Raw genomic sequence first — 21,482 nt, forward strand, 5'->3', positions numbered from 1 at the left:
TTGCCATGCGCTGGGCCTGCATCCTCTTTCCGCAGCTGGCGCTGGATGCCGTGCTGCGCCGTCATCCCCAGCCGGAGCGGCCGCTGGTGCTGCTTTCCGGTCCGCCACAGCGCCGCCTGCTGCAGGCGGTCAATCCGGCCGCGCGGGCCCTGGGGCTGCGCCCCGGCCTGACCCTGACCGCCGCCCAGGCGCTGACCCGCGACTTCGAGCAGCATGAATACGACCCGGCGCTCATCGAGACGGCCGAGGCGCTGCTGGCGGCCTGGGGCTACGGCTTCAGCTCCCAGGTCAGTCGCCACTATCCGCGGGCGCTGCTGCTGGAGATCCAGTCCAGCCTGCCGCTGCTGGGGCCCTGGCCACGGCTGGAGCGGCGCCTGCGCCAGGAGCTCCAGGGCCTGGGCTTTCGCCACCGGCTGGCGCTGGCGCCCAATCCGGTGGCGGCGCGCATGCTGACCAATGTCGCCGATGGCCTCATCGCCGCGCCGGACGATCTGCCGCGCCTGCTCGATCGGCTGCCCGTGGAGCGCGCCGGTTTCGCCCCCCAGCAGGCCCAGGCGCTGGTGCGCATGGGCATCCGCCGCCTGGAGCAACTCAAGGCCCTGCCCAGGGCCGCCCTGGCCCGGCGCTTCGCCCCCGAGCTGCTGCAGCAGCTGGATCTGCTGGGCGGCAGTCGCAGCCTGGCGCTGGAGTTCTATCGGCCGCCCGATCGTTTCGTGGCGCGGGTGGAGCTCAATTTCGAGGTGGAATCCCACCAGGCGCTGCTGTTCCCCCTGCGTCGCCTCACCGCCGATCTGGCGGTCTGGCTGGCAAGTCGCGACCGGGGCGTGCAGCGCTTCCTGCTCTGGCTGGAACATCGCCAGGGGCCGGCCACCACCCTCACCATCGGCCTGCTGGCCCCCGAACGCGATGCCGCCCTGCTGTTCGAATTCGCCCGCGGTCGCCTCGAACAGCTGCAGGTGGTGGCCCCGGTGCTGGCGCTGCGCCTGGAAAGCGAGGAGTTGCCGCTCTTCGTGCCGGAACGCCATGGCCTGTTCGACGAGCGTCCCGCCCAGGCCGTGGGCTGGGAAGTGCTACGCGAACGCCTGCGTGCCCGGCTGGGCGAGGAAGCGGTGCTGGGGCTCGGCATCCAGGCGGATCATCGTCCCGAGCGCGCCCTGGTCTGGCGCCACCAGCGGCGTCTGGAGACCGCCTTGCCCGGCCTGCGTCCGGGTTGGCTGCTGAGCGAACCGCGTCCCCTCGACGGCCAGCCGCGCCGGGTCCTCGCCGGTCCCGAGCGCATCGAAAGCGGCTGGTGGGACGGGGGCGATCAGCGGCGCGACTACTACCGCATCGAGGTGGCCGACGGACGCCAGGCCTGGGCCTTTCGCCGCTATGGCGAGGAGGCGCCCTGGTGGATCCAGGGCTGGTTCGCATGAGCGGCTATGCCGAGTTGCACTGCCTGTCGAATTTCAGCTTCCAGCGCGGTGCCTCCAGTGCCCTGGAATTGTTCGAACGGGCCAAGGCGCTGGGCTACGCGGCGCTGGCCATCACCGACGAATGCACCCTGAGCGGCAGCGTCCGCGCCTGGCAGGCGGCGCGCCAGGTCGGGCTGCCCCTGATCATCGGCAGCGAACTGACCCTCGACGACGGTCTGCGCCTGGTGCTGCTGGTGGAGGATCTGCCGGGTTACGAGTGCCTCTGCGCGCTGATCACCCGGGCCCGCCGCCGAGCACCCAAGGGCCGCTACCAGCTGGGTCGCGCGGATCTACAGCAGCCCTTGCCCGGCTTGCTGGCGATCTGGCTGCCGGGCGGCGAACCCGCGACCGAGGAGGGCGAATGGCTCAGGAGCGTCTTCGCCGAGCGCCTCTGGCTCGGCGTCGAATTGCTGCGCGGCGCCGACGATGCCGCCCGACTCTTGCAGTTGCAGTCGCTGGGCAGGCAGCTGGGCGTGCCGGCAGTGGCCTGCGGCGACGTGCACATGCACACCCGCGGACGCCGTGCCCTGCAGGATGTGCTCACCGGCATCCGCCATCACCTGCCGGTGGCCGAGGCCGGCTATCACCTGCATCCCAACGGCGAGCGTCATCTGCGGCCGCTGGCAGTGCTGGAGGGCCTCTATCCCGCGGCGCTGCGCGCCGAGACCCTGGCGATCGCCGCCCGCTGCCGCTTCGAACTGGGCGAGTTGCGCTATCGCTATCCCCGGGAGGTGATACCCACCGGCGAGACGGCGGGCTCCTGGCTGGCCGAGCTGACCCGCCGCGGCCTGGTATGGCGCTGGCCGGAGGGGGCGCCGGCAAGGGTCACCGACCAGGTGGCCCGGGAGCTGGCGCTGATCGCCGAGAAGGGCTACGAGAACTACTTTCTCACCGTGCACGACATCGTCGACTACGCCCGCCGCCAGCACATCCTCTGCCAGGGCCGCGGCTCGGCGGCCAACTCGGTGGTCTGCTACGTGCTGGGCATCACCGAGCTGAATCCGCTCACCGGCAATCTGCTGTTCGAGCGCTTCATCTCCCGCGAGCGCGACGAACCGCCCGACATCGACGTCGACTTCGAGCACGAGCGCCGCGAAGAGGTCATCCAGTACGTCTTTCGCCGCTATGGCCGCGAGCGGGCCGCGCTCACCGCGGTGGTCAGCACCTACCATGCCGCCGGCGCCCTGCGCGATGTCGGCAAGGCGCTGGGCCTGCCGGGCGACCAGCTCGACGCCCTGTCCGGGTGCGCCGGGCGCTGGACCGACGAGATCCCCGGCCCCGCGCGCCTGCGCGAAGCGGGTTTCGATCCCGACAGCCCCCTGCTGCAGCGGGTGCTCATCCTTGCCGGTCAACTGATCGGCTTTCCCCGGCATCTCTCCCAGCATCCCGGCGGCTTCGTCATCTCCGAGGCGCCCCTGGCCACGCTGGTGCCGGTGGAAAACGCCGCCATGCCCGAGCGCACCCTGATCCAGTGGGACAAGGACGACCTCGATGCCGTGGGCCTGCTCAAGGTCGACATCCTCGCCCTGGGCATGCTCAGCGCTCTGCGCCGCTGCTTCGACCTGGTCGCCAACTGGCGCGGCCAGCGCTGGACCCTGGCCAGCCTGCCCCAGGAAGATGCGCCCACCTACGCCATGATCTCCCGCGCCGACACGGTTGGGGTGTTCCAGATCGAATCCCGCGCCCAGATGGCCATGCTGCCGCGCCTCCGGCCGCGAACCCTCTACGACCTGGTGATCGAGGTGGCCATCGTCCGCCCCGGGCCGATCCAGGGCGACATGGTGCATCCCTATTTGCGCCGCCGGAATGGCGAGGAAGAGGCCGACTATCCCCATGACGAATTGCGGCCGGCGCTGGAACGCACCCTGGGAGTGCCGCTGTTCCAGGAACAGGTGATGCAGATCGCCATGGTCGCCGCCGAATATTCGCCGGGCGAGGCCGATCAGCTGCGCCGCTCCATGGCGGCCTGGAAGCGTCATGGCGGCCTCGAACCCCATCGTCAACGCCTGCACAACCGCATGGTCGAACGCGGCTATCGCCCGGAATTCGCCGCGCGCCTCTTCGAGCAGATCAAGGGCTTCGGCAGCTACGGCTTTCCCGAATCCCATGCCGCCAGCTTTGCCCTGCTGACCTATGCCAGCTCCTGGCTCAAGTGCCACGAGCCGGCCGCCTTCGCCTGTGCCCTGGTCAACAGCTGGCCGATGGGGTTCTACAGTCCCGACCAGGTCCTCCAGGACGCCCGGCGCCACGGCATCGAGGTGCGCGCGGTGACCGTGCAGGCCAGCGACTGGGACTGCCGGCTGGAGGCGGGGGCCGGCCACCAGCCGGCGATCCGCCTGGGCCTGCGCCTGGTGCAGGGACTGGCGGAGGCGGTGGGTCGGCGCCTGGTGGCGGCGCGGGGTACGCAGCCCTTTCGCGACGTCGAGGACCTCTGTCGCCGGGCCGAGCTGGATGCCCGGGCGCGCGGACAGCTGGCCGAGGCCGGCGCCCTGGCGGAGCTGGCCGGTGATCGCCATCAGGCGCGCTGGGCCATGGCCGGGGTGGAGCGCCAGCTGCCGCTGTTCGCATCGGCGGACAGCGCCCTGGAGGAACGACCAGCCTTGCCCGCGCCCAGTGTTGCGGAAAACGTCCATGCCGACTACCGCATGCTGGGCACCACCCTGGGGCCGCATCCGCTGAGTCTGCTGCGCGGCGAACTCCAGGCGCGGCGCTGTCGGGATTTCCGGCAGCTGGATGAGATCAAGCCCGGTGCCCTGGTGCGGGTAGCCGGACTGGTGCGCGGACGTCAGCGCCCTGGCACGGCCAGCGGGGTGATCTTCGTGACCCTGGAAGACGAGCACGGCATGCTCAATGTGGTGGTCTGGCGCGCGGTGGGCGAACAGCAGCGTCGACCCCTGCTGCAGGCACGGCTGCTACAGGTCGAGGGGCATCTGGAACGGGAGGCGGGGGTGCAGCACCTGATCGCCGGTCGCCTGACCGATCTGAGTCCGCTGCTCGACGAGCTCATGGTGTCGAGTCGGGATTTTCACTAGGACGGAGAGGGGAGAGGGGGAAAAGCGGAGGAGGGAGAGAGCGGGTGGAGCGGGGGGACTGTCTTCCGAAGCGCTCTGGAGCGCCCGGAAGACAAGAATCGACCAACGCAGTCTTAGCTGACGGCGTCTTTCAGGCCTTTGCCGGGCTTGAAGCCGGGCAGCTTGGCAGCGGCGATCTTGATGGTGGCACCGGTCTGCGGGTTGCGGCCTTCGCGAGCAGCGCGCTCTTTTACTGCGAAAGTTCCGAAACCGACCAGGCTGACGCTGTCGCCTTGCTTCAGGGCGTCGGTCACCGCAGTGGTGAAGGCGTCCAGGGCTTTGGCAGCGGTGGCCTTGGGCAGGTCGGCAGACGCGGCAATGGCGTCGATCAGCTCAGCTTTATTCATGTAAAAACTCCATGTGTGAGTATTGGCCAGGCAGTATAGCGGCAGCTTTGCCTTGCGTAGAGCCTTTGTGAGCCTCTACGTGGCCGGTTGAAGCAGCCTTGTTGTTCGGCGCTACAGGATACGCATAGCGGGCGAAAGAGCGATAGGGTATTCGATCAAGCAGGGCCGTGAAAACCTGATCCGCACTGCATTTTCCACGCTTTACAGCCCAGCCGTCGCCTTTTTGGGCAGCGGCGATGGCCGTTTGGTTTCCTCTAGGCGCTGAACGAAAAGTCGCCGAGCGATGGTGAGGCGAGGCGAAAAACCTTGAGGAAGCGGAGTTTACGAGTGGTAAATGAGCATTCCGAAAGGTTTTTCAACGAAGCATCACCGAGCGCAGGCAGTTTTCGTACAGTGCCTAAGCTACGCGATCGGGCGATAGATGCGGCTGCAACGGCGGCGTCAGGGGTGGCAACCCATAGGCGGCGCGGGCCGCATCGCAATGGGGATTGGCTTCGCCGTTCTCCCAGGCGGCGGTGAACTCGCGGCAGGTGCTGGAACGGTTCTCGTAGACGGTGCAGCGCGTGCCGCAGCCGACCTCGCCGAGCAGGGCGGCGCAGCGTACCGGCTTCTGCTCGGTACCTTGCATGGCCACCAGATGCGGGCTGATCGCGACGGTCAGGTGGTCGGGCACCAGGCCACCGGCCGACTGGCATTCGCCCCAATAGAAAGACACGCGGAAATGGGCGCAGCAGGCGCCACAGCTGAGGCAGGGATTCTCGGTCGACATGGACGACAGCCATCGCAGAAACCGGCAGCGCCGGCGGGACAGACCGGGATTCTAGGCAAGCCCCGCGAGGCTGCGAAGCCCCTCTCAACGACCGTTCGGCGGCGACCTACGGCAGGCCTTTTCGCGGCCCGGGCGTGACCAGATGTCGCTGCAGCCAGGCGATGAACAGCCGCACCTTGGCCGGCACCAGGCGCCGATGGGGATAGAGGGCATGGATGGCGATGGCCTGGGTGTACCAGGGCGCGAACAGCCGCTCCAGCCGACCCGCCGCCAGGTCATCACCCACCAGGAAATCCGGTTGGCGAATGATGCCATGGCCGTCCAGCGCCGCCTGGTGCAGGACGCTGCCGTTGTTGGCGCGCAGCGGCCCGCTGACCTTGATCTGCAGGCGTTCGTCGTCGCGCCGGAATTCCCAGAGATCGCCGTCGTTGGCATAGCTGTAGAGCAGGCAGCGGTGCTCGCGCAACTCGGCAGGATGCTCGGGGCGACCGTGGCGCTGCAGGTAGGCGGGCGCGGCGCAGATGAACAGCTCGACCGCCCCCAGGGGCTGCGCCACCAGGCTGGAATCGCTGAGGTCGCCGATGCGCACGGCCAGATCGAAGCCTTCCTCGACCAGGCGCACCTGGCGATCGCTCAGCTCCAGGTCGATGGCGACTTCGGGATATTCGTGCAGGAAGCTGCTCACCAGGGGCGCCAGGTGACGCACGCCAAAGGTCAGGGGCGCACTGACCCTGAGACGCCCGCGGGGCCGTTCGTGGCCTTCCTGCAGGCGCTGTTCGAGGGCCTCCAGATCACCCAGCAGGGGCACCAGTCCTTCATGGAGGGTGCGCCCGGCTTCGGTCAGGCTCAGGGTACGGGTGGTGCGCTGCAGCAGCCGGGTACCGTAATGCCGTTCAAGGGCGGCCAGGTGCTTGGTCAGCACCGAGCGGGACAGCTCCAGCCGCTCCGCCGCCGCGGTCAGGCTGCCCAGTTCGACGATCTTGACGAAGGCCTGCAGAGCTTTCAGGGTATCCAAAGATTGTTTCCATAACGTGCACAGTTAATTCCCAGCGTGCCCCTTTATTCGCGTCTTGGAAACAGGACAATGGGGTCATCTTTCCTCAGTTCGAGAATCAGCATGACCGACCGTACCTCTTCCTATGCTCCCCTGTTGCTGCGCCTGGCCCTGGGCGCCATGTTCCTGGCCCATGGCCTGACCAAGCTGCTGGTGTTCACCCTGCCGGGCACGGCGGGTTTCTTCGCCTCGGTGGGCTTTCCCGGCTGGCTGGCCTATCCGGTCACCTTCTTCGAGCTGGGCGCCGGCGTGCTGCTGATCCTGGGCGCCTGGGTGCGTCCGGTCGCCGCAGTCGCCGCCGTCCAACTGTTCGCGGCGGCGACGGTCCATTTCGGCAACGGCTGGTCCTTTTCCAATCCCCACGGTGGCTGGGAATATCCGGTCTTTCTCGCCGTGACCGCTGCCGCCCTGGCGCTGCTGGGCGCGGGCCAGCTCTCCTGGGATGCACGCAAGCGCTCCTGAATCCTGCTCGAGAGGTCGCCACCATGTCGCTTCCCACCCTGTTCGTTTCCCACGGCTCGCCCATGGAGGCGCTCGACGCCGGTGCGGCGGGAGCGGCCTGGCGCGCCCTGGGGCGGTCGCTGCCGACCCCGGCCGCCATCGTCGTGGTCTCGGCGCACTTCGACACCCGGATACCGGTATTCGGCAACGCCACGTGGCCGGCCACCGTCCATGACTTCTATGGCTTTCCCGAGGCCCTCTATCAGCTGGATTATCCCGCGCCTGGCGCTCCGACCCTGGCCGAGCAGTTGGCCCAGGGCCTGCGCGAGCAGGGCTGGGAGGCCGAGACGGGCGAGCAGGGACTGGATCATGGCGCCTGGGTGCCCTTGCGCTATCTCTATCCCGACGCGCAAATCCCCGTGGTGCCGCTGTCGATGAGCGCCGCCCGTGGACCGGACTACCACTTTGCCCTGGGCCGGGCACTGGCCAGGGTGCTACCGGCGGATACCCTGCTGATCGGTTCGGGCAGCCTGACCCACAACCTCGGTGACTTCCGCCGTGGCGGCGCCGAGTCTCCCGGCTATGTGCGGGACTTCCAGCACTGGATCCAGAGCCGCCTGCGCGAGCGGGATCTGAACGCCTTGCTCGACTACCGGCGTCAGGCGCCGCAGGCCCGTCAGGCCCATCCCACCGACGAGCACCTGTTGCCGCTGTTCGTCGCCCTAGGCGCGGCCGATCCCGAGGGCACCTTCAGCGTCCATCACGATGGCATCGCCCATCGCATCCTGGCCATGGACCTCTACGGCTTCTCCCGCCACTAGCCCCTGACGACAAAAAGCCCGGATCGATTGACGGATCCGGGCTTTTTGCTATGTCAAAACGACATTCGATCAGCCAAACAACTCGGGTCCATACCCCCACATCAGCACCGTGGTGGCCATCAGCACCTCCAGCACCAGCACCCCAATGGCCAGGGTGGAGCCGGACATGATGAAGCCTTCCCGCTGATCGATATTGAGGAAGGAGGGGATGCCGGTATAGAGCAGGTAGGCCGAATAGGCCAGGCCGACGATCCCGGCGATGGCGCACAGCCACACCAGCGGATAGAAGCCCACCAGGCCGCTCAGCAGCATGGGCGTAGCCACGTAGCCGGCGAACAGGATGCAGCGGTTGGCGCTAGGCCGATCCGGATAGCGCCGCGCCAGCCAGTGGATCACGTGCCCCATTGCCACCACCGCCGCCATGATCAGCGCATAGCTGATGACCGCCAGAACCACCGCCGTAGGCAGGTCCAGCACATGGGCCTCACCGCCACCGAAGCGCCAGCCGAAGGTCGTGGTACCCACGAGGGAAGCGACGACGGGAATGGCCGCCAGGAAGGCGACATGATGGGCAAAGAAGTGCCCGACCGTTTCCCCTTCGCGACGAATCTGCTGCCACTCGCGATCGGGATGGGCCAGCAGGCCCCAGACATGATTGATCATGATCCTGCTCCTCACCCGCTGTGGTCGCCGCAAGCGGGCCTCTGTGGATGGCGAACGCTGGGTACAACGCGACTGGCGACTACCTTAGGAGTATAGAAGAGCTCTGGAATGCGTCATGCGAGCCGACGAAGGGCAGCCTGCCTGGAAACGAAGCGACCAATGGTCAAGGGGCACCACCCTGGTGCGTTTCTGGGCCCCTGGCAAGCGGGCAACGCCCGGGCGGCAATACTTGACCACTTGGTCAGGAAATTGCTTGCCCAAGGCATCTGTTACCGGTCAACGAGGTCCGTCATGCCATCTCTCGACATCATCATCGCCGGCGCCGGCATGGGCGGTCTCACCGCCGCCCTGGCGCTGCAACAGGCCGGCCACCGGGTCCGTCTGTTCGAGCGCGCGCAGGATCTGGCCCCCATCGGCGCGGCCATCTCCATCTGGCCCAACGGCGTCAAGGTGCTGGAGCAGCTGGGGCTCGGGTCCGCCATCGCCGCGGTCAGCGGCGACATGCAGACCATGAGCTATCGCGACCATGAGGGACAGTTGCTTACCCGGTTCAGCCTGCTGCCACTCTATGAGGCCGTGGGTCGACCGGCGCGCCCCATCGCCCGCGCCCACCTGCAGCGCCTCCTGCTCGAAGCGGTGGGCGCCGAGCGGGTGACCCTGGGTGTCGGCTGCGAGGGCTTCGAGCAGGATACGGCCGGGGTGACCGTGCTGCTCGGCGATGGTCGGCGCGAACGGGCCGACCTGCTGATCGCCGCCGATGGCACCCACTCGCGCCTGCGGGAGCGGGTGGTGGGCCAGGCCATCACCCGCGAGTATTGCGGCTACGTGAACTGGAACGGGCGGGTGCAGATCGCGCCGGATCTGGCCGAGGCCCAGGACTGGGCGCAATTCGTCGGGGCGCATCAGCGGGTCTCGCTGATGCCCATGGGCGGCGATGAATTCTATTTCTTCTTCGACGTGCCCCTGCCCAAGGGCACGCCCAACGACCGCAGCCGTTACCGCGCGGAACTGGCCGAGCACTTCGCCGGCTGGGCACCGCCGGTGCAGCGCCTGATCGAACGGCTGGACCCCCAGGGCGTGGCCCGGGTGGAGATCCACGATACCCGGCCGTTGCCGACCCTGGTGCAGGGGCGGGTGGCGCTCCTGGGCGATTCCGCCCATGCCATGGCCCCGGACCTGGGACAGGGCGGTTGCCAGGCCATGGAGGATGCCTGGGTGCTGGCGCGCTGTCTGGACGCCGAACAGGATCCCCTGGCCGCGCTCCAGGCCTATCAGGCCGCGCGGCTGGAGCGGGTGGCCGGCATCGTCGAGCGGGCGCGCAAACGCTGCGAGATCACCCACGGACATGAGCCCCTGGCCACCCAGGCCTGGTACGCCGAGCTGGCCCGGGAAACCGGCGAGACGGTGATCGCCGGCCTGCGCAAGACCGCCGAGGGCGGTCCGCTGTGAAATAGCTCTGGGCCGCGGGGACGAATGGCAGTGCCGGGGGTCGAAAGGCCCACGTCCTCGTCGGAGAGTTAGCCCATGCGCCTGCGTCTCGCCCTGACCCTCGCCAGCCTTGCCATCACCCCGCTGGCCTTTGCCGCCGACGGCGGCTGTCCCTATCCGCAGACGGTGAAGTTCGCCGGCCCCAACTGGGAGAGCGGCATGTTCACCACCGAGGTGCTGCGCCTGCTGGTGGAAAAGGGTTATGGCTGCCAGACCGACAGCGTGCCGGGCAACACCGTGACCCTGGAAAACGCCCTGGCGCAAAACGACATCCAGGTCACTGGCGAGCAGTGGGCCGGGCGCAGTCCGGCCTGGCGCGCGGCGGAAAAGGCCGGCAAGGTCTTTGCCGTCGGCGAGACGGTCAAGGGCGCCACCGAAGGCTGGTGGGTACCGGAATACCTGGTCAAGGGCGATCCCGCGCGTGGCATCCAGGCCAAGGCGCCGGACCTCAAGAGCGTCGCCGATCTGCCGCGCTACAAGGAGCTGTTCCGCGATCCGGAAGAGCCCGGCAAGGGCCGCTTCCTCAACTGCCCCACCGGCTGGACCTGCGAGATCGTCAACAGCCAGAAGCTCAAGGCCTACAAGCTGACCGACAGCTACACCAACTTCCGCACCGGTACCGGTCCCGCGCTGGACGCGGCCATCGCCACCGCCATGCGCCGTGGCGAGCCGGTGCTCTTCTACTATTGGTCGCCGACCCCGCTGATGGGCCGCTACAAGCTGGTCCAGCTGGAAGAGCCACCCTTCAGCGAGAAGGCCTGGGAGACCCTGTCGGATCCGAAGAATCCCGATCCGCTGCCGTCGCGCTCGCTGCCGGCCAAGATCACCATCGGCGTCTCCCGCGACCTGCACGACAAGGCACCGGCCCTGGTGGCGCTGTTCGAGAAGGTCGAATTCCCCCTCGACCAGTTCAACGGCATCCTCGCCGGCATGGCCGAGAAACGCGAAGACGCCCAGGTGGTGGCCAAGCGTTTCCTCAAGGAGCATCCGGAGGTCTGGACGACCTGGCTGCCGGCGGAAAACGCCGAACGGGTAAAGGCGGCGCTCTGAGTGCGGTGATAGGGGATAATGGCGGTTTTCCGTGCTGGAGCCGCCCATGACCGTCGCCGCCCTTACCATGTACGTCGAGCCTGCCGAGGTGCGCGACGCCTATCGCCAGCTGGCCGAAGCCGTGGCGCTGCGCCTGGACGAGACGCTCGACCCCGCGCCCGAGGAGCTGTCGACGCTCTGGACGCATCCCGAGCTGCTGCTGGCGCAGACCTGCGGCTATCCCTGGGCCACCCGCTTGCGCGGCCAGGTGCGCCTGGTGGCGGCGCCGCGCTATCGCTTCGCGGGCTGCCAGGCGGCCGAGCACTGCGCCTTCATCCTGGTGCCCGAGACGCTGGAGGCGACCAGCCTGGCCGATCTGCGCGGCAAGCGCGTGGCGCTCAACGGCCTGGATTCCAACACCGGCATGAATCTGCTGCGCCACGCCGTGGCGCCCCTGGCGGAGCGGGCCCGCTTCTTTGGCGAGATGATCGTCAGCGAGAGCCATGCCAACAGCCTGGCGCTGTTGCAGCAGGGTCATGCCGATGTGGCCTCGGTGGATGCCGTGACCTACGGCTATCTGCAGCGCGCCCAACCTGAGCGGGTCGCCGGTCTGCGCCTGCTGCAACGCACCCGCCCCAGTCCGACGCTGCCCTTCATCACCGCCGCCAGTCGTTCGGATGCGGACGTGGAAGCCCTGCGCGCCGCCCTGAACGACAGCCTGGCCGCCGATCCTGCCCTGGCCGACATCCTGGCCATCAAGGGTGTCACGGCGGTGGACGAGACGACCTATCTACCGCTGCTGGACTGGCGGCGAGAAGCGGTGGAGCAGGGTTATCCAGTGATTGCTTAAGACCTGTCGCGGCCATAGTGGTCCGCCAATGCGGCCGCTCCTGCGGACGCAGGCACGTCGGCCGACCGCGATCCTGCGGGGGCTAGTGGCGATGAGCGTCTGCACGGATGACTCCCTCTCCCCTTGGGAGAGGGTTGGGGTGAGGGCGTCCCTCGCCACGAAGTCCCCAGCGGAAAAGGCTGCGCCGTTTTCCACGCTACGGTTCTACACCTGATGTACCCCTAAAACGCCAAGACATTCGCTCCTGCATCCAATCTGAACTGTAGGAGCGGTCGCATCGGCGGACCGCCATGGCCGCGATTGGGTGCTTGTACCGCAGTCAGCCCCGTACGCATGCAATCTAAACCCGCTCACCCTCCTGCAACCGCTTGAACTCCACCAGATCATGACTGCAGAACAGCGTCAGCCCCAAGTCCTGGCGCAGGGAAAGTTCGCGCAGGCGGGCCTGGTTGTCCAGGCGGCTGGCGCGGTCGGCTTCCATCAGTCGCTGGTAGAACCTCAGCCCCGGCGTGCAGTGGCGTTCGGGCTGGCGCATCTCGTCGCGGTAGAAATAGGCGTCGCCGGCGTGCAGCAACCAGCCCCCGTCGTGCTGGACGGCGATGCCGGCATGGCCCGGGGTGTGGCCGGGCAGGGGGATCATCAGGATTTCCGGCGGCAGGCCAGGCAGGTCTCGCACGCTGGCGAAGCCGTGCCAGGCCTCGCCCCGGGGCTCGTGGAAATGCCAATGGCGGATGCCTTGCCACTGCGCCGGACTGTAGCGGCGCCGACCGATGAAGCCGTGGCGCTGGCGCTGCGCATCCCACTCCCGCTGCAGCACATGGACCTGGGCCTGGGGAAAGTCGTCCAGGCCGCCGGCGTGGTCGAAATCCAGATGGGTCAGCACGATATGGCGGACATCGCCCGGACGAAAACCCAGGCGGCGGAGCTGCGCCAGGGCGCTGAGTTCGGGATCGTACTGGATGCGATTCATCAGCCGGAAGAAGGGACTCAGGCGCCGGCCGCGCTCCCGGAGATCGGCTTCGCCAAAGCCGGTATCCACCAGCACCAGGCCGTCCCGGTCGGTTTCCACCAGCAGGCAGTGACAGGCGAGGTGGGCGGCGAGTCCGCGGCTGAAGCCGTCGTACAGCGCCCCGCCCAGGGGGCACATGCAGCCGCAGTTTAGGTGATGGATACGCATGCTCGGCTCCGCGAAGGTGACCTCCGGTAGAAGAGGCGCGCGTGGGCAAAGTTCGAGCGCAGCGGCCATTCGCGCGGGTGTCGCAGCCAGTGAAGAGAGATCGACGGACCCGGGTGGCGACGATCGATCGACCGGAGCACGCTCCCGGATTCAGCGCCGCCGAGGCGGGTAAGGGCAGTGCCAGGGCCTCTGGCTGAACCCTGAGCCGTTGGCGCTGACCAAGATAGGATCGCCAGCGGACCGGCTCTGCCGCCCTGGCCCTCCCAGTGCAGACGGAGCCACCTATGCCCACAGCCTTTCCCCGCCGTTCCCTCCTGGCCGCCGGCCTTTCCCTTGGCCTGCTCGCCGCCGGTACCGCCCAGGCCGACAGCTGGTGCGCCAGCAAGCCGGTCAAGTTCGCCGGGGTGAACTGGGAGAGCGGCATGCTGCTCACCGAACTGATGGGCTTCGTCCTGCAGCACGGCTACGACTGCAAGGTGGATAGCATCCCGGGCAACTCCATCACCCTGGAGCAGGCCCTGGGCAACAACGACATCCAGGTGTTCGCCGAGGAGTGGATCGGCCGCAGCGAGGCCTGGAACAAGGCCGCCGCGGCCGGCAAGGTGGTCGGCGTGGGCGCGCCCATCGAAGGCGCCACCGAAGGCTGGTACGTGCCGCGCTATCTGGTGGAAGGCGAGGGCGCCAAGGCGCCCAAGCTGAAGAACATCGCCGACCTGGGCCAGTACGCGGAGCTGTTCCGCGATCCGGAAGAGCCGGGCAAGGGCCGCTTCTACAACTGCCCCGCCGGCTGGACCTGCGAACTGGAAAACACCCAGATGCTGCAGAGCTACGGCCTGAGCGACAAGTACACCAACTTCCGCCCCGGCACCGGTCCGGCGCTGGATGCGGCCATCGTCTCGGCCACCAAGCGCAAGCAGCCGATCCTCACCTACTACTGGTCGCCAACGCCCCTGCTGGGTCGGGTCGACATGGTCCAGCTCAAGCCGCGCGACGGCGAAGCCAAGCGCATCCAGGTGCAGGCAGGCCTGTCCAAGCCTTTCCACGATGGCGCCCCCGAACTGGTGGCCGTGCTGAGTCGGGTCAATGTGCCCATCGAACTGCTCAACCGCACCCTGGCCGAGCAGGCCGAAACCAAGCAGGACGCCCCCGCCGCCGCCAAGGCGCTGCTCAAGGCCCATCCGGAACTCTGGCAGGCCTGGGTGACCGACGCCGCGGCGCGCAGCAAGATCCAGGCGGCGCTCTAGGATGTTTCCCGAAGGCCTGACCTTTTCCTTCGCCGACGCCGTCAATCGTGGCGTCGACTGGCTGGTGACGCGCTACGGCGACGTCTTCCGAACCATCTCCGACACCCTGCTGCAGGCCATCGTCTGGCTCGAGGGCCTGCTGCGCGGCACCCCCTGGTGGGCGCTGTTGCTGATCGTCGCGGCCCTGGCCGCCCACGCCACCCGCCGGGTGGTGCCGACGCTACTGATCACCGGCCTGTTGTTTCTGGTCGGCGCCCTGGGGCTGTGGGACAAGCTGATGCAGACCCTGGCCCTGGTGCTGGTGGCCACCGCCATCGCGGTCATCATCGGTGTGCCCCTGGGCATCCTCTGCGCCCGCAGCGCCCGCCTGCGCCTAGTGCTGATGCCGCTCTTGGACATCATGCAGACCATGCCCAGCTTCGTGTACCTGATCCCGGTACTGATGCTGTTCGGCCTGGGCAAGGTGCCGGCGATCTTCGCCACGGTGATCTACGCCGCGCCACCGCTGATCCGCCTCACCGATCTGGGCATCCGCCAGGTCGATCGCGAGGTCATGGAAGCGGTCAACGCCTTTGGCGCCAGTCGCTGGCAGCAGCTGTTCGGCGTGCAGCTGCCGCTGGCGCTGCCGAGCATCATGGCCGGCATCAACCAGACCACCATGATGGCGCTGTCCATGGTGGTGATCGCCTCCATGATCGGCGCCCGCGGCCTCGGTGAAGAGGTGCTGGTGGGCATCCAGACCCTGGACGTGGGCAAGGGCCTGCAGGCGGGCCTGGCCATCGTCATCCTCGCCGTGGTCATCGACCGCATCACCCAGGCCTATGGCCGCCAGCGCCATGAGGTGGAGCGATGAAGATCGTCGTCGAGCGGGTCTCCAAGATTTTCGGCAAGCGCGAACAGGCGGCCCTGGCGCTGCTGCGCGAGGGGCACGACAAGGCCGAGATCCTCGCCCGCACCGGTTGCGTGGTGGGGGTGGACGATCTCTCCCTGGAGATCGCCGAGGGCGAGATCTTCGTCATCATGGGCCTTTCCGGTTCCGGCAAATCGACCTTGGTGCGCCACCTCAACCGGCTGATCGATCCCAGCAGCGGGCGCATCCTCATCGATGGCCAGGACATCCTCCAGCTGCCGCTGCCGGCGCTGCGCGAATTGCGCCGCCAGCGCATCAGCATGGTGTTCCAGAGCTTCGGCCTGCTGCCCCATCGGCGAGTGCTGGACAACGTCGCCTACGGTCTCAAGGTGCGCGGCGAGCCCAAGGCGGTCTGCCGCGAACGGGCGCTGCACTGGCTGGAGGTGGTGGGTCTGGCCGGCTACGAGCGCAAATGGCCGCACCAGCTCTCCGGCGGCATGCGCCAGCGCGTCGGCCTTGCCCGCGCCCTGGCGGCCGATACCGAGATCATCCTGATGGACGAGGCCTTTCCCGCCCTCGATCCACTGATCCGCGCCGAGATGCAGGAGCAACTGCTGGAGCTGCAACAGCGCCTGCACAAGACCATCGTCTTCATCACCCATGACCTGGACGAGGCCCTGCGCCTGGGCAATCGCATCGCCATCCTGCGTGACGGTCGGCTGGTGCAGGTGGGCACCCCGGCGGACATCCTCGGCCAGCCGGCCGACGACTATGTGGCGCGCTTCGTTCAGCGGCGTACCGCTGCGACAGTTTGAAACAATTGCGGCAGAGGCCTTCACGAGCATTTCACAGATGCGAGGCTCTGATGGTGAGACCTGCGGCCTGACCCTGTCAGGCCTTTCTCTTCCCACTGGAACCGCGCCGCAATGGACTATCTGCTACAACTCGCCGCCGACCCGACCGTCTGGGCTGCTCTCGCCACCTTGATCGTGATGGAAGTGGTGCTGGGCATCGACAACCTCATCTTCATCTCCATCCTGACCAACAAGCTGCCCGCGCACCAACAGCAGAAGGGCCGCCGCATCGGCATCAGCCTGGCGCTGATCCTGCGCCTTGGTCTGCTCGGTACCGTGGCCTGGATCGTCCAGCTCACCGAGCCCATCATCGAGGTGTTCGGCAAGAGCTTTTCCTGGAAGGACCTGATCCTGATCGCCGGTGGCCTGTTCCTGCTGTGGAAGGCGACCAAGGAGATCCACCACAACGTCGATCCCGAGCCCGACAGCGCCCTGAGCAAGGGCGGCGAGACGGCGACCCTGGCCTTCGGTTCGGCCATCGTGCAGATCCTCCTGCTGGACCTGGTGTTCTCGGTGGACAGCATCATCACCGCCGTCGGCATGACCGAGCACCTGCCGGTGATGGTGATCGCGGTGGTGGTGGCGGTGACCGTCATGTTGCTGGCGGCCGACCCCCTGGCCAGGTTCATCAACGACAACCCCACCGTCGTGATGCTGGCGCTGGGCTTCCTGATCATGATCGGCATGACGCTGATCGCCGAAGGTTTCGGCGCCCATGTGCCCAAGGGCTACATCTACGCGGCCATGGCCTTCTCGGCGCTGATCGAGGGCCTGAACATGCTGTCGCGGCGAGCCAAGCGTCGCCAGCAGGCTGCCGGCAAGTGAGGGCAGGGCGTGTCGGAAAAGGCCTTGTTACATTCCGGCACGCCTATTGCTAACAATAACTGGCAAGTCTAGGCACTATCGGTCAAGACCTTTGTCATAGCAGCGTCACACGTGAGGTTTACAACTGAAGTCATGAACATACAAGCCCAAGCCCAGAACGCCATGCATGCCCTCAGCGCCGCTTTCGCGCCGATGAGCTGCGTCATCGACGCGCCCAGCAAGCGTGGTTTTTCCTTCATCGTCGTCAACGAGCATGGCGTGGCCAAGCACACCCGCCGGATCTACCGCGACGAATACAGCAACCCGAGCCGCCTGCAGGCCATCATCGACAGCACCCGCCTGGCCATCGCCGGCTGAGATTCAGCCGGCTCCCGCTCCACCCCTCCCGCTTTACCGTCTGCGCCCCACCCGAGCTACGGGTGTACCGGCGGCAGATAGGCCAACGTTCCCCCCAACAGCCATAGCAGCACCAGCACCAGGGGTGCATGGACCAGCAGCTGCACGAAGGAAAAGCCGACCAGGTCGCGCGCCTTCAGCCCCAGCACGCCCAGCAGCGGCAGCATATAGAAGGGATTGATCAGATTCGGCAGTGCCTCGGCGGCGTTGTAGATCTGCACGGCCCAGCCCAGGTGGTACTGCAGGTCGTTGGCCACCTGCATGACGTAGGGCGCCTCGATGATCCACTTGCCCCCGCCCGAGGGGATGAAGAATCCCAACAGCGCCGAGTAGACGCCCATCAGCAGGGCGAAGGTGTCGTGGGTGGCGATCTGGGTGAAAAATGCCGCGATATGGTGCGCCAGAGTCTGGCCATCGGCGCCATTGACCTTGGTCAGGATGGCAGCGATGGAGCCGTACAGCGGAAACTGGATCAGCACTCCGGTGGTGGCCGGCACGGCGCGGGCCACGGCGTCGAGGAAATGCCGCGGCCGCCAGTGCAGCAGGGCGCCCAGGGAGATGAACAGCAGGTTGTAGGTGTTCAGCCCGGAGATGGCCTCGATGGCTGGTTTGCTGGAGAATTCCTGGATCAACCAACCAGCGGCCAGGAGCACCAGCAGCACGATCAGGATCGGACTGTATTCCAGCCATTCTCCTGGGCGGGTCGGCGTAGCGGCCGGCTTGGGCGCCGGGGTGACATCGACGCCACAGGCACGGGCATCGCGTGCGCTGTCCGGCCCGGGCGCGGTGACATAGGCGATCACCGCCGAGACCACCAGCAACACCAGCAGCAGGGCGCCGGATTGCCAGAGGAACAGCGTCTGGCTGAAGGGAATCACCCCGGTGATGGCGAGGATCGAGGGCGGCAGGCTGGCCGGATTGGCCTGCAGCTGCGCCGCCGACGACGACAGCCCCAGCGCCCAGACCGCGCCCAGGCCCAGGTAGGCCGCGGCGCCGGCGGCGCGATAGTCCATCTTGAGTTCTTCGCGGCGGGCCAGGGCGCGCACCAGCAGGCCGCCGAACACCAGGCTCAGGCCCCAGTTGAGCAGGGAGGCGAGCATGGCCACCAGGGCCACCCAGCACACCGCGCCGCGTCCGGTACGGGGCACCCGCGCCAGACGCTCGATCAGGCGCCCGGCCGGACCGGAACTGGCCACCACATAGCCGCCGATGACCACGAAGGCCATCTGCATGGTGAAGGGAATCAGGCTCCAGAAACCGTCGCCAAAGGCCTTGGCGGTCTTGGCCGCCGGCGCGCCCATGCCCAGGGCGGCCAGGGCCACCACGGCCACGGCGAGCACGGCGAACACCCAGGAATCGGGAAACCAGCGCTCGGCCCAGTTGGAACAGGCCAGGGCGAACCGCGCGCTGCGCGAATCGCGGGAGGGGGTTGAACTCATGGGAGATCCTTTTGTTGTTGTTTTTCAGGGGAACATCAGGCGTAGCGTGGAAAACGGCGCAGCCTTTTCCACGCGGTTGGGGTCATATCGCGGCCATGGCGGTCCGCCGATGCGGCCGCTCCTACAGTGTGTCCGTATCTGTAGGAGCGGCCCACGGCCGCGATAGGGACTAGCGCCGCTCCACCGCCAGGGCCACGCCCTGACCACCGCCGATACACAGGGTCGCCAGGCCACGCCGGCCCTCGCGCCGCCGCAATTCGTGCAGCAGCGTCACCAGCACCCGGCACCCCGAGGCGCCGATGGGGTGGCCCAGGGCGATGGCGCCGCCGTTGACGTTGACCTTCTCGTCATCCCAACCCAGCTCCTGACCCACGGCCAGGGCCTGGGCGGCGAAGGCTTCGTTGGCCTCGATCAGGTCCAAGTCGGCCAGTTGCCAGCCGGCCTTTTCCAGGGTCTTGCGGGTGGCCGAGACCGGGCCGATGCCCATGATCGCCGGGTCGACCCCGGCGCTGGCATAGGCGGCGATATGGGCCAGCGGCGTCAGGCCCAACGCCTCGGCCCTGGTCGCGCTCATTGCCAGCACCGCGGCGGCGCCGTCGTTGAGGCTGGAGGCGTTGCCGGCGGTGACGCTGCCGTCCTTGGCGAAGGCCGGCCGCAGGCGGGCCAGGCCCTCGGCGGTGGTGTCGGCGCGGATGCCTTCGTCGGTGTCGAACAGCAGCGGCTCGCCCTTGCGCTGGGGGATGGCCACCGGGGTGATCTCCTCGCGGAAACGCCCGGATTCCACCGCCGCCGCGGCGCGCTGCTGGGAGCGGGCAGCGAAGGCATCCTGGGCCTCGCGGCTGATCTGGTACTGCTGCACCAGATTCTCCGCGGTTTGGCCCATGTGGTAGTCGTTGAAGGCATCCCACAGCCCATCGCTGATCATTGAGTCGACCAGCTCGGCATGCCCCAGGCGCAGGCCGCTGCGCACCTTGGGCAGCACATAGGGCGCAAGGCTCATGTTCTCCATGCCACCGGCGATGACGATATCGGCGTCGCCGCAACGGATCGCCTGGACGGCCAGTTGCACCGCCTTGAGGCCGGAGCCACAGACCTTGTTGAGGGTCAGGGCCGGCACCTCGTGGGGTAGGCCGGCCTTGACCGCCGCCTGGCGGGCGGGATTCTGGCCGGCGCCGGCGGTGAGCACTTGACCGAGGATGACTTCATCCACCTCGGCCGGTGCCACACCGGTCTGCGCCAGCAGGGCGCGGATGACGGTGGCGCCGAGCTCCACCGCGGGTACGTTGGCCAGGGAGCCCTGGAAACTGCCGACCGCGGTGCGGGTGGCGGCGACGATGACGACGTCTTGCATGGCTGGGGTCTCCTCAGGCCTGGATGGGGGCGCCGGTGGCGGCGCGCAGTTCATCGAGGCTCACGCCTTCGGCCAGTTCCACCAGCTTGAGGCCGCCTTCGGTCACCTCCAGCACGGCCAGGTCGGTGATGATCAGGTCGACCACGCCGACCCCGGTCAGCGGCAGGTCGCAGGCTGGCAGGATCTTGTGGGCGCCCTTGGCGGTGTGCTCCATCAGCACCACCACGCGCTGCACGCCGGCTACCAGGTCCATGGCGCCGCCCATGCCCTTGACCATCTTGCCGGGGATCATCCAGTTGGCCAGGTCGCCTTGTTCCGACACCTGCATGGCGCCGAGGATGGCGAGGTTCACGTGGCCGCCGCGGATCATGCCGAAGCTCGCGGCGCTGTCGAAATAGCTGCTGCCGGGCAGGGCGGTGACGGTCTGCTTGCCGGCGTTGATCAGGTCCGGATCGACCGTCTCGGCGGTGGGAAAGGGGCCGATGCCGAGCAGGCCGTTTTCCGACTGCAGCCAGACGTCCATGCCGGCGGGGATATAGTTGGCGACGAGGGTCGGCAAGCCGATGCCGAGGTTGACGTAGAAGCCGTCCTGCAGCTCCCGGGCGGCGCGTTGCGCCATCTGTTCGCGGGTCCAGGCCATCTTACTTCTCCTCGCTCAGGGTGCGTTTCTCGATACGTTTCTCGGGGCTGGCGTTGACCACCAGGCGCTGCACGAAGATGCCGGGCAGGTGGATCTGGTCGGGATCCAGCTCGCCGACCTCCACCAGCTCTTCCACCTCGGCCACGCAGACGCGACCGGCCATGGCGCACAGCGGATTGAAGTTGCGCGCGGTCTTGTTGAAGACCAGATTGCCGGCCTTGTCGGCGCGCTGCGCCTTGACCAGAGCCACGTCGGCGGTCAGCGCCAGCTCCATGACATGGGGCTGGCCATTGAAGTCGCGGACCTCCTTGCCCTCGGCCACCAGGGTGCCGTAGCCGGTGCGGGTATAGAACGCCGGGATGCCCGCGCCACCGGCGCGCAGCTTCTCGGCCAGGGTGCCCTGGGGGGTGAATTCCAGCTCCAGTTCGCCGGCCAGGTACTGGCGCTCGAATTCCTTGTTCTCGCCGACGTAGGAGGAAATCATCTTGCGGATCTGCCGGGTCTCCAGCAGCTGGCCGAGGCCGAAGCCGTCCACCCCGGCGTTGTTGCTGATGGCGGTCAGTTCGCGGGCGCCGGTGTCTCTCAGGGCGGCGATCAGCGCCTCGGGGATGCCGCAGAGGCCGAAGCCGCCCACGGCCAGGGTGATGCCGTCACTGACCAGCCCGTCTAGGGCGGCCGCGGCGTTGGGATAGAGCTTGTTCATTATGGAGATCCTCTTG

At 67.7% G+C, this 21,482-nt stretch carries 21 protein-coding genes; 12 read left to right on the forward strand and 9 right to left on the reverse strand.

The genetic code is table 11. From position 1 onward, the window contains the following. Positions 1 to 5: 5 nt before the first annotated feature. On the forward strand, positions 6 to 1,415 hold the full coding sequence (locus tag QKY98_RS14935) for a Y-family DNA polymerase (RefSeq protein WP_284671156.1): 1,410 nt from the start codon (positions 6 to 8) through the stop codon (positions 1,413 to 1,415). After that, positions 1,412 to 4,486, forward strand: a complete 3,075-nt coding sequence (locus tag QKY98_RS14940; RefSeq protein WP_284671190.1) for an error-prone DNA polymerase — start codon at positions 1,412 to 1,414, stop codon at positions 4,484 to 4,486. Before QKY98_RS14935 ends, QKY98_RS14940 begins: the two co-directional genes overlap by 4 nt. A gap of 113 nt (positions 4,487 to 4,599) precedes the next feature. On the opposite strand, the gene QKY98_RS14945 is transcribed toward QKY98_RS14940, so the two are convergent. The 3 genes from QKY98_RS14945 to QKY98_RS14955 form a co-directional block, all read right to left on the reverse strand. Next, positions 4,600 to 4,872, reverse strand: a complete 273-nt coding sequence (locus QKY98_RS14945; protein ID WP_007159052.1) for an HU family DNA-binding protein — start codon at positions 4,870 to 4,872, stop codon at positions 4,600 to 4,602. 397 nt (positions 4,873 to 5,269) lie between these two features. Then, positions 5,270 to 5,641 carry a YkgJ family cysteine cluster protein gene (locus QKY98_RS14950; protein ID WP_027596811.1) on the reverse strand — a complete coding sequence of 124 codons (372 nt, stop codon included), beginning with the start codon at positions 5,639 to 5,641 and terminating at the stop codon, positions 5,270 to 5,272. Between the two features lie 106 nt (positions 5,642 to 5,747). Next, on the reverse strand, positions 5,748 to 6,656 hold the full coding sequence (locus tag QKY98_RS14955; RefSeq protein ID WP_284671157.1) for a LysR family transcriptional regulator: 909 nt from the start codon (positions 6,654 to 6,656) through the stop codon (positions 5,748 to 5,750). 102 nt (positions 6,657 to 6,758) lie between these two features. Here QKY98_RS14955 and QKY98_RS14960 point away from each other — a divergent pair, with 102 nt between their 5' ends. Continuing rightward, on the forward strand, positions 6,759 to 7,157 hold the full coding sequence (locus QKY98_RS14960) for a DoxX family protein (RefSeq protein ID WP_007159049.1): 399 nt from the start codon (positions 6,759 to 6,761) through the stop codon (positions 7,155 to 7,157). A 23-nt stretch (positions 7,158 to 7,180) separates the two neighbouring features. Further along, the gene (locus QKY98_RS14965) at positions 7,181 to 7,957 is read left to right on the forward strand and encodes a DODA-type extradiol aromatic ring-opening family dioxygenase (RefSeq protein WP_284671158.1); all 777 of its coding nucleotides are present in this window, start codon (positions 7,181 to 7,183) and stop codon (positions 7,955 to 7,957) included. Between the two features lie 69 nt (positions 7,958 to 8,026). Here QKY98_RS14965 and QKY98_RS14970 read toward each other — a convergent pair whose 3' ends face one another. After that, positions 8,027 to 8,620, reverse strand: coding sequence for a Yip1 family protein (locus QKY98_RS14970; protein ID WP_007159047.1), 594 nt, complete (start codon positions 8,618 to 8,620; stop codon positions 8,027 to 8,029). A 291-nt stretch (positions 8,621 to 8,911) separates the two neighbouring features. Between QKY98_RS14970 and hpxO the strand changes: the two genes are divergently transcribed. From hpxO to QKY98_RS14985, 3 genes are all read left to right on the forward strand, one after another. Beyond that, positions 8,912 to 10,069 (forward strand): FAD-dependent urate hydroxylase HpxO, encoded by a 1,158-nt coding sequence (gene hpxO, locus QKY98_RS14975; RefSeq protein WP_284671159.1) that lies wholly within the window; start codon positions 8,912 to 8,914, stop codon positions 10,067 to 10,069. A gap of 75 nt (positions 10,070 to 10,144) precedes the next feature. Then, positions 10,145 to 11,158 carry an ABC transporter substrate-binding protein gene (locus QKY98_RS14980; protein ID WP_007159045.1) on the forward strand — a complete coding sequence of 338 codons (1,014 nt, stop codon included), beginning with the start codon at positions 10,145 to 10,147 and terminating at the stop codon, positions 11,156 to 11,158. A gap of 46 nt (positions 11,159 to 11,204) precedes the next feature. Next, positions 11,205 to 11,987: a phosphate/phosphite/phosphonate ABC transporter substrate-binding protein gene (locus QKY98_RS14985; protein WP_284671160.1), complete on the forward strand. Its 783-nt coding sequence runs from the start codon at positions 11,205 to 11,207 to the stop codon at positions 11,985 to 11,987. A 340-nt stretch (positions 11,988 to 12,327) separates the two neighbouring features. On the opposite strand, the gene QKY98_RS14990 is transcribed toward QKY98_RS14985, so the two are convergent. Continuing rightward, a complete protein-coding gene (locus QKY98_RS14990) occupies positions 12,328 to 13,164 on the reverse strand; it encodes an MBL fold metallo-hydrolase (protein ID WP_077173204.1) in 837 nt (278 codons plus the stop codon). A gap of 284 nt (positions 13,165 to 13,448) precedes the next feature. Here QKY98_RS14990 and QKY98_RS14995 point away from each other — a divergent pair, with 284 nt between their 5' ends. The 5 genes from QKY98_RS14995 (at position 13,449) to QKY98_RS15015 (ending at position 17,294) form a co-directional block, all read left to right on the forward strand. Further along, complete coding sequence (locus tag QKY98_RS14995; RefSeq protein WP_284671161.1) at positions 13,449 to 14,408, forward strand: ABC transporter substrate-binding protein; 960 nt, start codon at positions 13,449 to 13,451, stop codon at positions 14,406 to 14,408. Between the two features lies 1 nt (position 14,409). Continuing rightward, positions 14,410 to 15,261, forward strand: a complete 852-nt coding sequence (locus QKY98_RS15000; protein WP_027602790.1) for an ABC transporter permease — start codon at positions 14,410 to 14,412, stop codon at positions 15,259 to 15,261. After that, the gene (locus QKY98_RS15005) at positions 15,258 to 16,073 is read left to right on the forward strand and encodes a quaternary amine ABC transporter ATP-binding protein (protein WP_284671162.1); all 816 of its coding nucleotides are present in this window, start codon (positions 15,258 to 15,260) and stop codon (positions 16,071 to 16,073) included. Before QKY98_RS15000 ends, QKY98_RS15005 begins: the two co-directional genes overlap by 4 nt. 111 nt (positions 16,074 to 16,184) lie before the next feature. Beyond that, a complete protein-coding gene (locus QKY98_RS15010) occupies positions 16,185 to 16,937 on the forward strand; it encodes a TerC family protein (protein WP_007159038.1) in 753 nt (250 codons plus the stop codon). A 132-nt stretch (positions 16,938 to 17,069) separates the two neighbouring features. Then, positions 17,070 to 17,294 carry a hypothetical protein gene (locus QKY98_RS15015; protein ID WP_007159037.1) on the forward strand — a complete coding sequence of 75 codons (225 nt, stop codon included), beginning with the start codon at positions 17,070 to 17,072 and terminating at the stop codon, positions 17,292 to 17,294. Positions 17,295 to 17,350: 56 nt separating this feature from the next. On the opposite strand, the gene QKY98_RS15020 is transcribed toward QKY98_RS15015, so the two are convergent. The 4 genes from QKY98_RS15020 to QKY98_RS15035 all read right to left on the reverse strand — a co-directional run bounded on the left by QKY98_RS15020 (position 17,351) and on the right by QKY98_RS15035 (position 21,466). Beyond that, positions 17,351 to 18,772 (reverse strand): short-chain fatty acid transporter, encoded by a 1,422-nt coding sequence (locus QKY98_RS15020; RefSeq protein ID WP_278388745.1) that lies wholly within the window; start codon positions 18,770 to 18,772, stop codon positions 17,351 to 17,353. Between the two features lie 169 nt (positions 18,773 to 18,941). Then, entirely contained in the window at positions 18,942 to 20,123 is a 1,182-nt protein-coding gene (locus QKY98_RS15025; RefSeq protein WP_027602792.1) for an acetyl-CoA C-acetyltransferase, read from the reverse strand. A 13-nt stretch (positions 20,124 to 20,136) separates the two neighbouring features. Then, entirely contained in the window at positions 20,137 to 20,763 is a 627-nt protein-coding gene (locus QKY98_RS15030) for a CoA transferase subunit B (protein WP_007162849.1), read from the reverse strand. Between the two features lies 1 nt (position 20,764). Further along, complete coding sequence (locus QKY98_RS15035) at positions 20,765 to 21,466, reverse strand: CoA transferase subunit A (protein ID WP_007162850.1); 702 nt, start codon at positions 21,464 to 21,466, stop codon at positions 20,765 to 20,767. Positions 21,467 to 21,482: the final 16 nt, after the last annotated feature.

Origin of the sequence: Pseudomonas sp. HR1, from assembly GCF_030175875.1 — a bacterium.
GTDB classification, from domain to species: Bacteria; Pseudomonadota; Gammaproteobacteria; order Pseudomonadales; family Pseudomonadaceae; genus Chryseomonas; species Chryseomonas oryzihabitans.

What these genes read in the sequence shown, in the direction of transcription:
- QKY98_RS15030 (WP_007162849.1), bottom strand. Translation starts at nt 20,763, where the DNA reads ATGGCCTGGACCCGCGAACAGATGGCGCAACGCGCCGCCCGGGAGCTG.
- QKY98_RS14935 (WP_284671156.1), top strand. Translation starts at nt 6, where the DNA reads ATGCGCTGGGCCTGCATCCTCTTTCCGCAGCTGGCGCTGGATGCCGTG.
- QKY98_RS14995 (WP_284671161.1), top strand. Translation starts at nt 13,449, where the DNA reads ATGCCCACAGCCTTTCCCCGCCGTTCCCTCCTGGCCGCCGGCCTTTCC.
- QKY98_RS14940 (WP_284671190.1), top strand. Translation starts at nt 1,412, where the DNA reads ATGAGCGGCTATGCCGAGTTGCACTGCCTGTCGAATTTCAGCTTCCAG.
- QKY98_RS14950 (WP_027596811.1), bottom strand. Translation starts at nt 5,641, where the DNA reads ATGTCGACCGAGAATCCCTGCCTCAGCTGTGGCGCCTGCTGCGCCCAT.
- QKY98_RS14985 (WP_284671160.1), top strand. Translation starts at nt 11,205, where the DNA reads ATGACCGTCGCCGCCCTTACCATGTACGTCGAGCCTGCCGAGGTGCGC.
- QKY98_RS14965 (WP_284671158.1), top strand. Translation starts at nt 7,181, where the DNA reads ATGTCGCTTCCCACCCTGTTCGTTTCCCACGGCTCGCCCATGGAGGCG.
- QKY98_RS14945 (WP_007159052.1), bottom strand. Translation starts at nt 4,872, where the DNA reads ATGAATAAAGCTGAGCTGATCGACGCCATTGCCGCGTCTGCCGACCTG.
- QKY98_RS15020 (WP_278388745.1), bottom strand. Translation starts at nt 18,772, where the DNA reads ATGAGTTCAACCCCCTCCCGCGATTCGCGCAGCGCGCGGTTCGCCCTG.
- QKY98_RS15005 (WP_284671162.1), top strand. Translation starts at nt 15,258, where the DNA reads ATGAAGATCGTCGTCGAGCGGGTCTCCAAGATTTTCGGCAAGCGCGAA.
- QKY98_RS15000 (WP_027602790.1), top strand. Translation starts at nt 14,410, where the DNA reads ATGTTTCCCGAAGGCCTGACCTTTTCCTTCGCCGACGCCGTCAATCGT.
- QKY98_RS15025 (WP_027602792.1), bottom strand. Translation starts at nt 20,123, where the DNA reads ATGCAAGACGTCGTCATCGTCGCCGCCACCCGCACCGCGGTCGGCAGT.
- QKY98_RS14980 (WP_007159045.1), top strand. Translation starts at nt 10,145, where the DNA reads ATGCGCCTGCGTCTCGCCCTGACCCTCGCCAGCCTTGCCATCACCCCG.
- QKY98_RS15035 (WP_007162850.1), bottom strand. Translation starts at nt 21,466, where the DNA reads ATGAACAAGCTCTATCCCAACGCCGCGGCCGCCCTAGACGGGCTGGTC.
- hpxO (WP_284671159.1), top strand. Translation starts at nt 8,912, where the DNA reads ATGCCATCTCTCGACATCATCATCGCCGGCGCCGGCATGGGCGGTCTC.
- QKY98_RS14970 (WP_007159047.1), bottom strand. Translation starts at nt 8,620, where the DNA reads ATGATCAATCATGTCTGGGGCCTGCTGGCCCATCCCGATCGCGAGTGG.
- QKY98_RS14990 (WP_077173204.1), bottom strand. Translation starts at nt 13,164, where the DNA reads ATGCGTATCCATCACCTAAACTGCGGCTGCATGTGCCCCCTGGGCGGG.
- QKY98_RS14960 (WP_007159049.1), top strand. Translation starts at nt 6,759, where the DNA reads ATGACCGACCGTACCTCTTCCTATGCTCCCCTGTTGCTGCGCCTGGCC.
- QKY98_RS15015 (WP_007159037.1), top strand. Translation starts at nt 17,070, where the DNA reads ATGAACATACAAGCCCAAGCCCAGAACGCCATGCATGCCCTCAGCGCC.
- QKY98_RS15010 (WP_007159038.1), top strand. Translation starts at nt 16,185, where the DNA reads ATGGACTATCTGCTACAACTCGCCGCCGACCCGACCGTCTGGGCTGCT.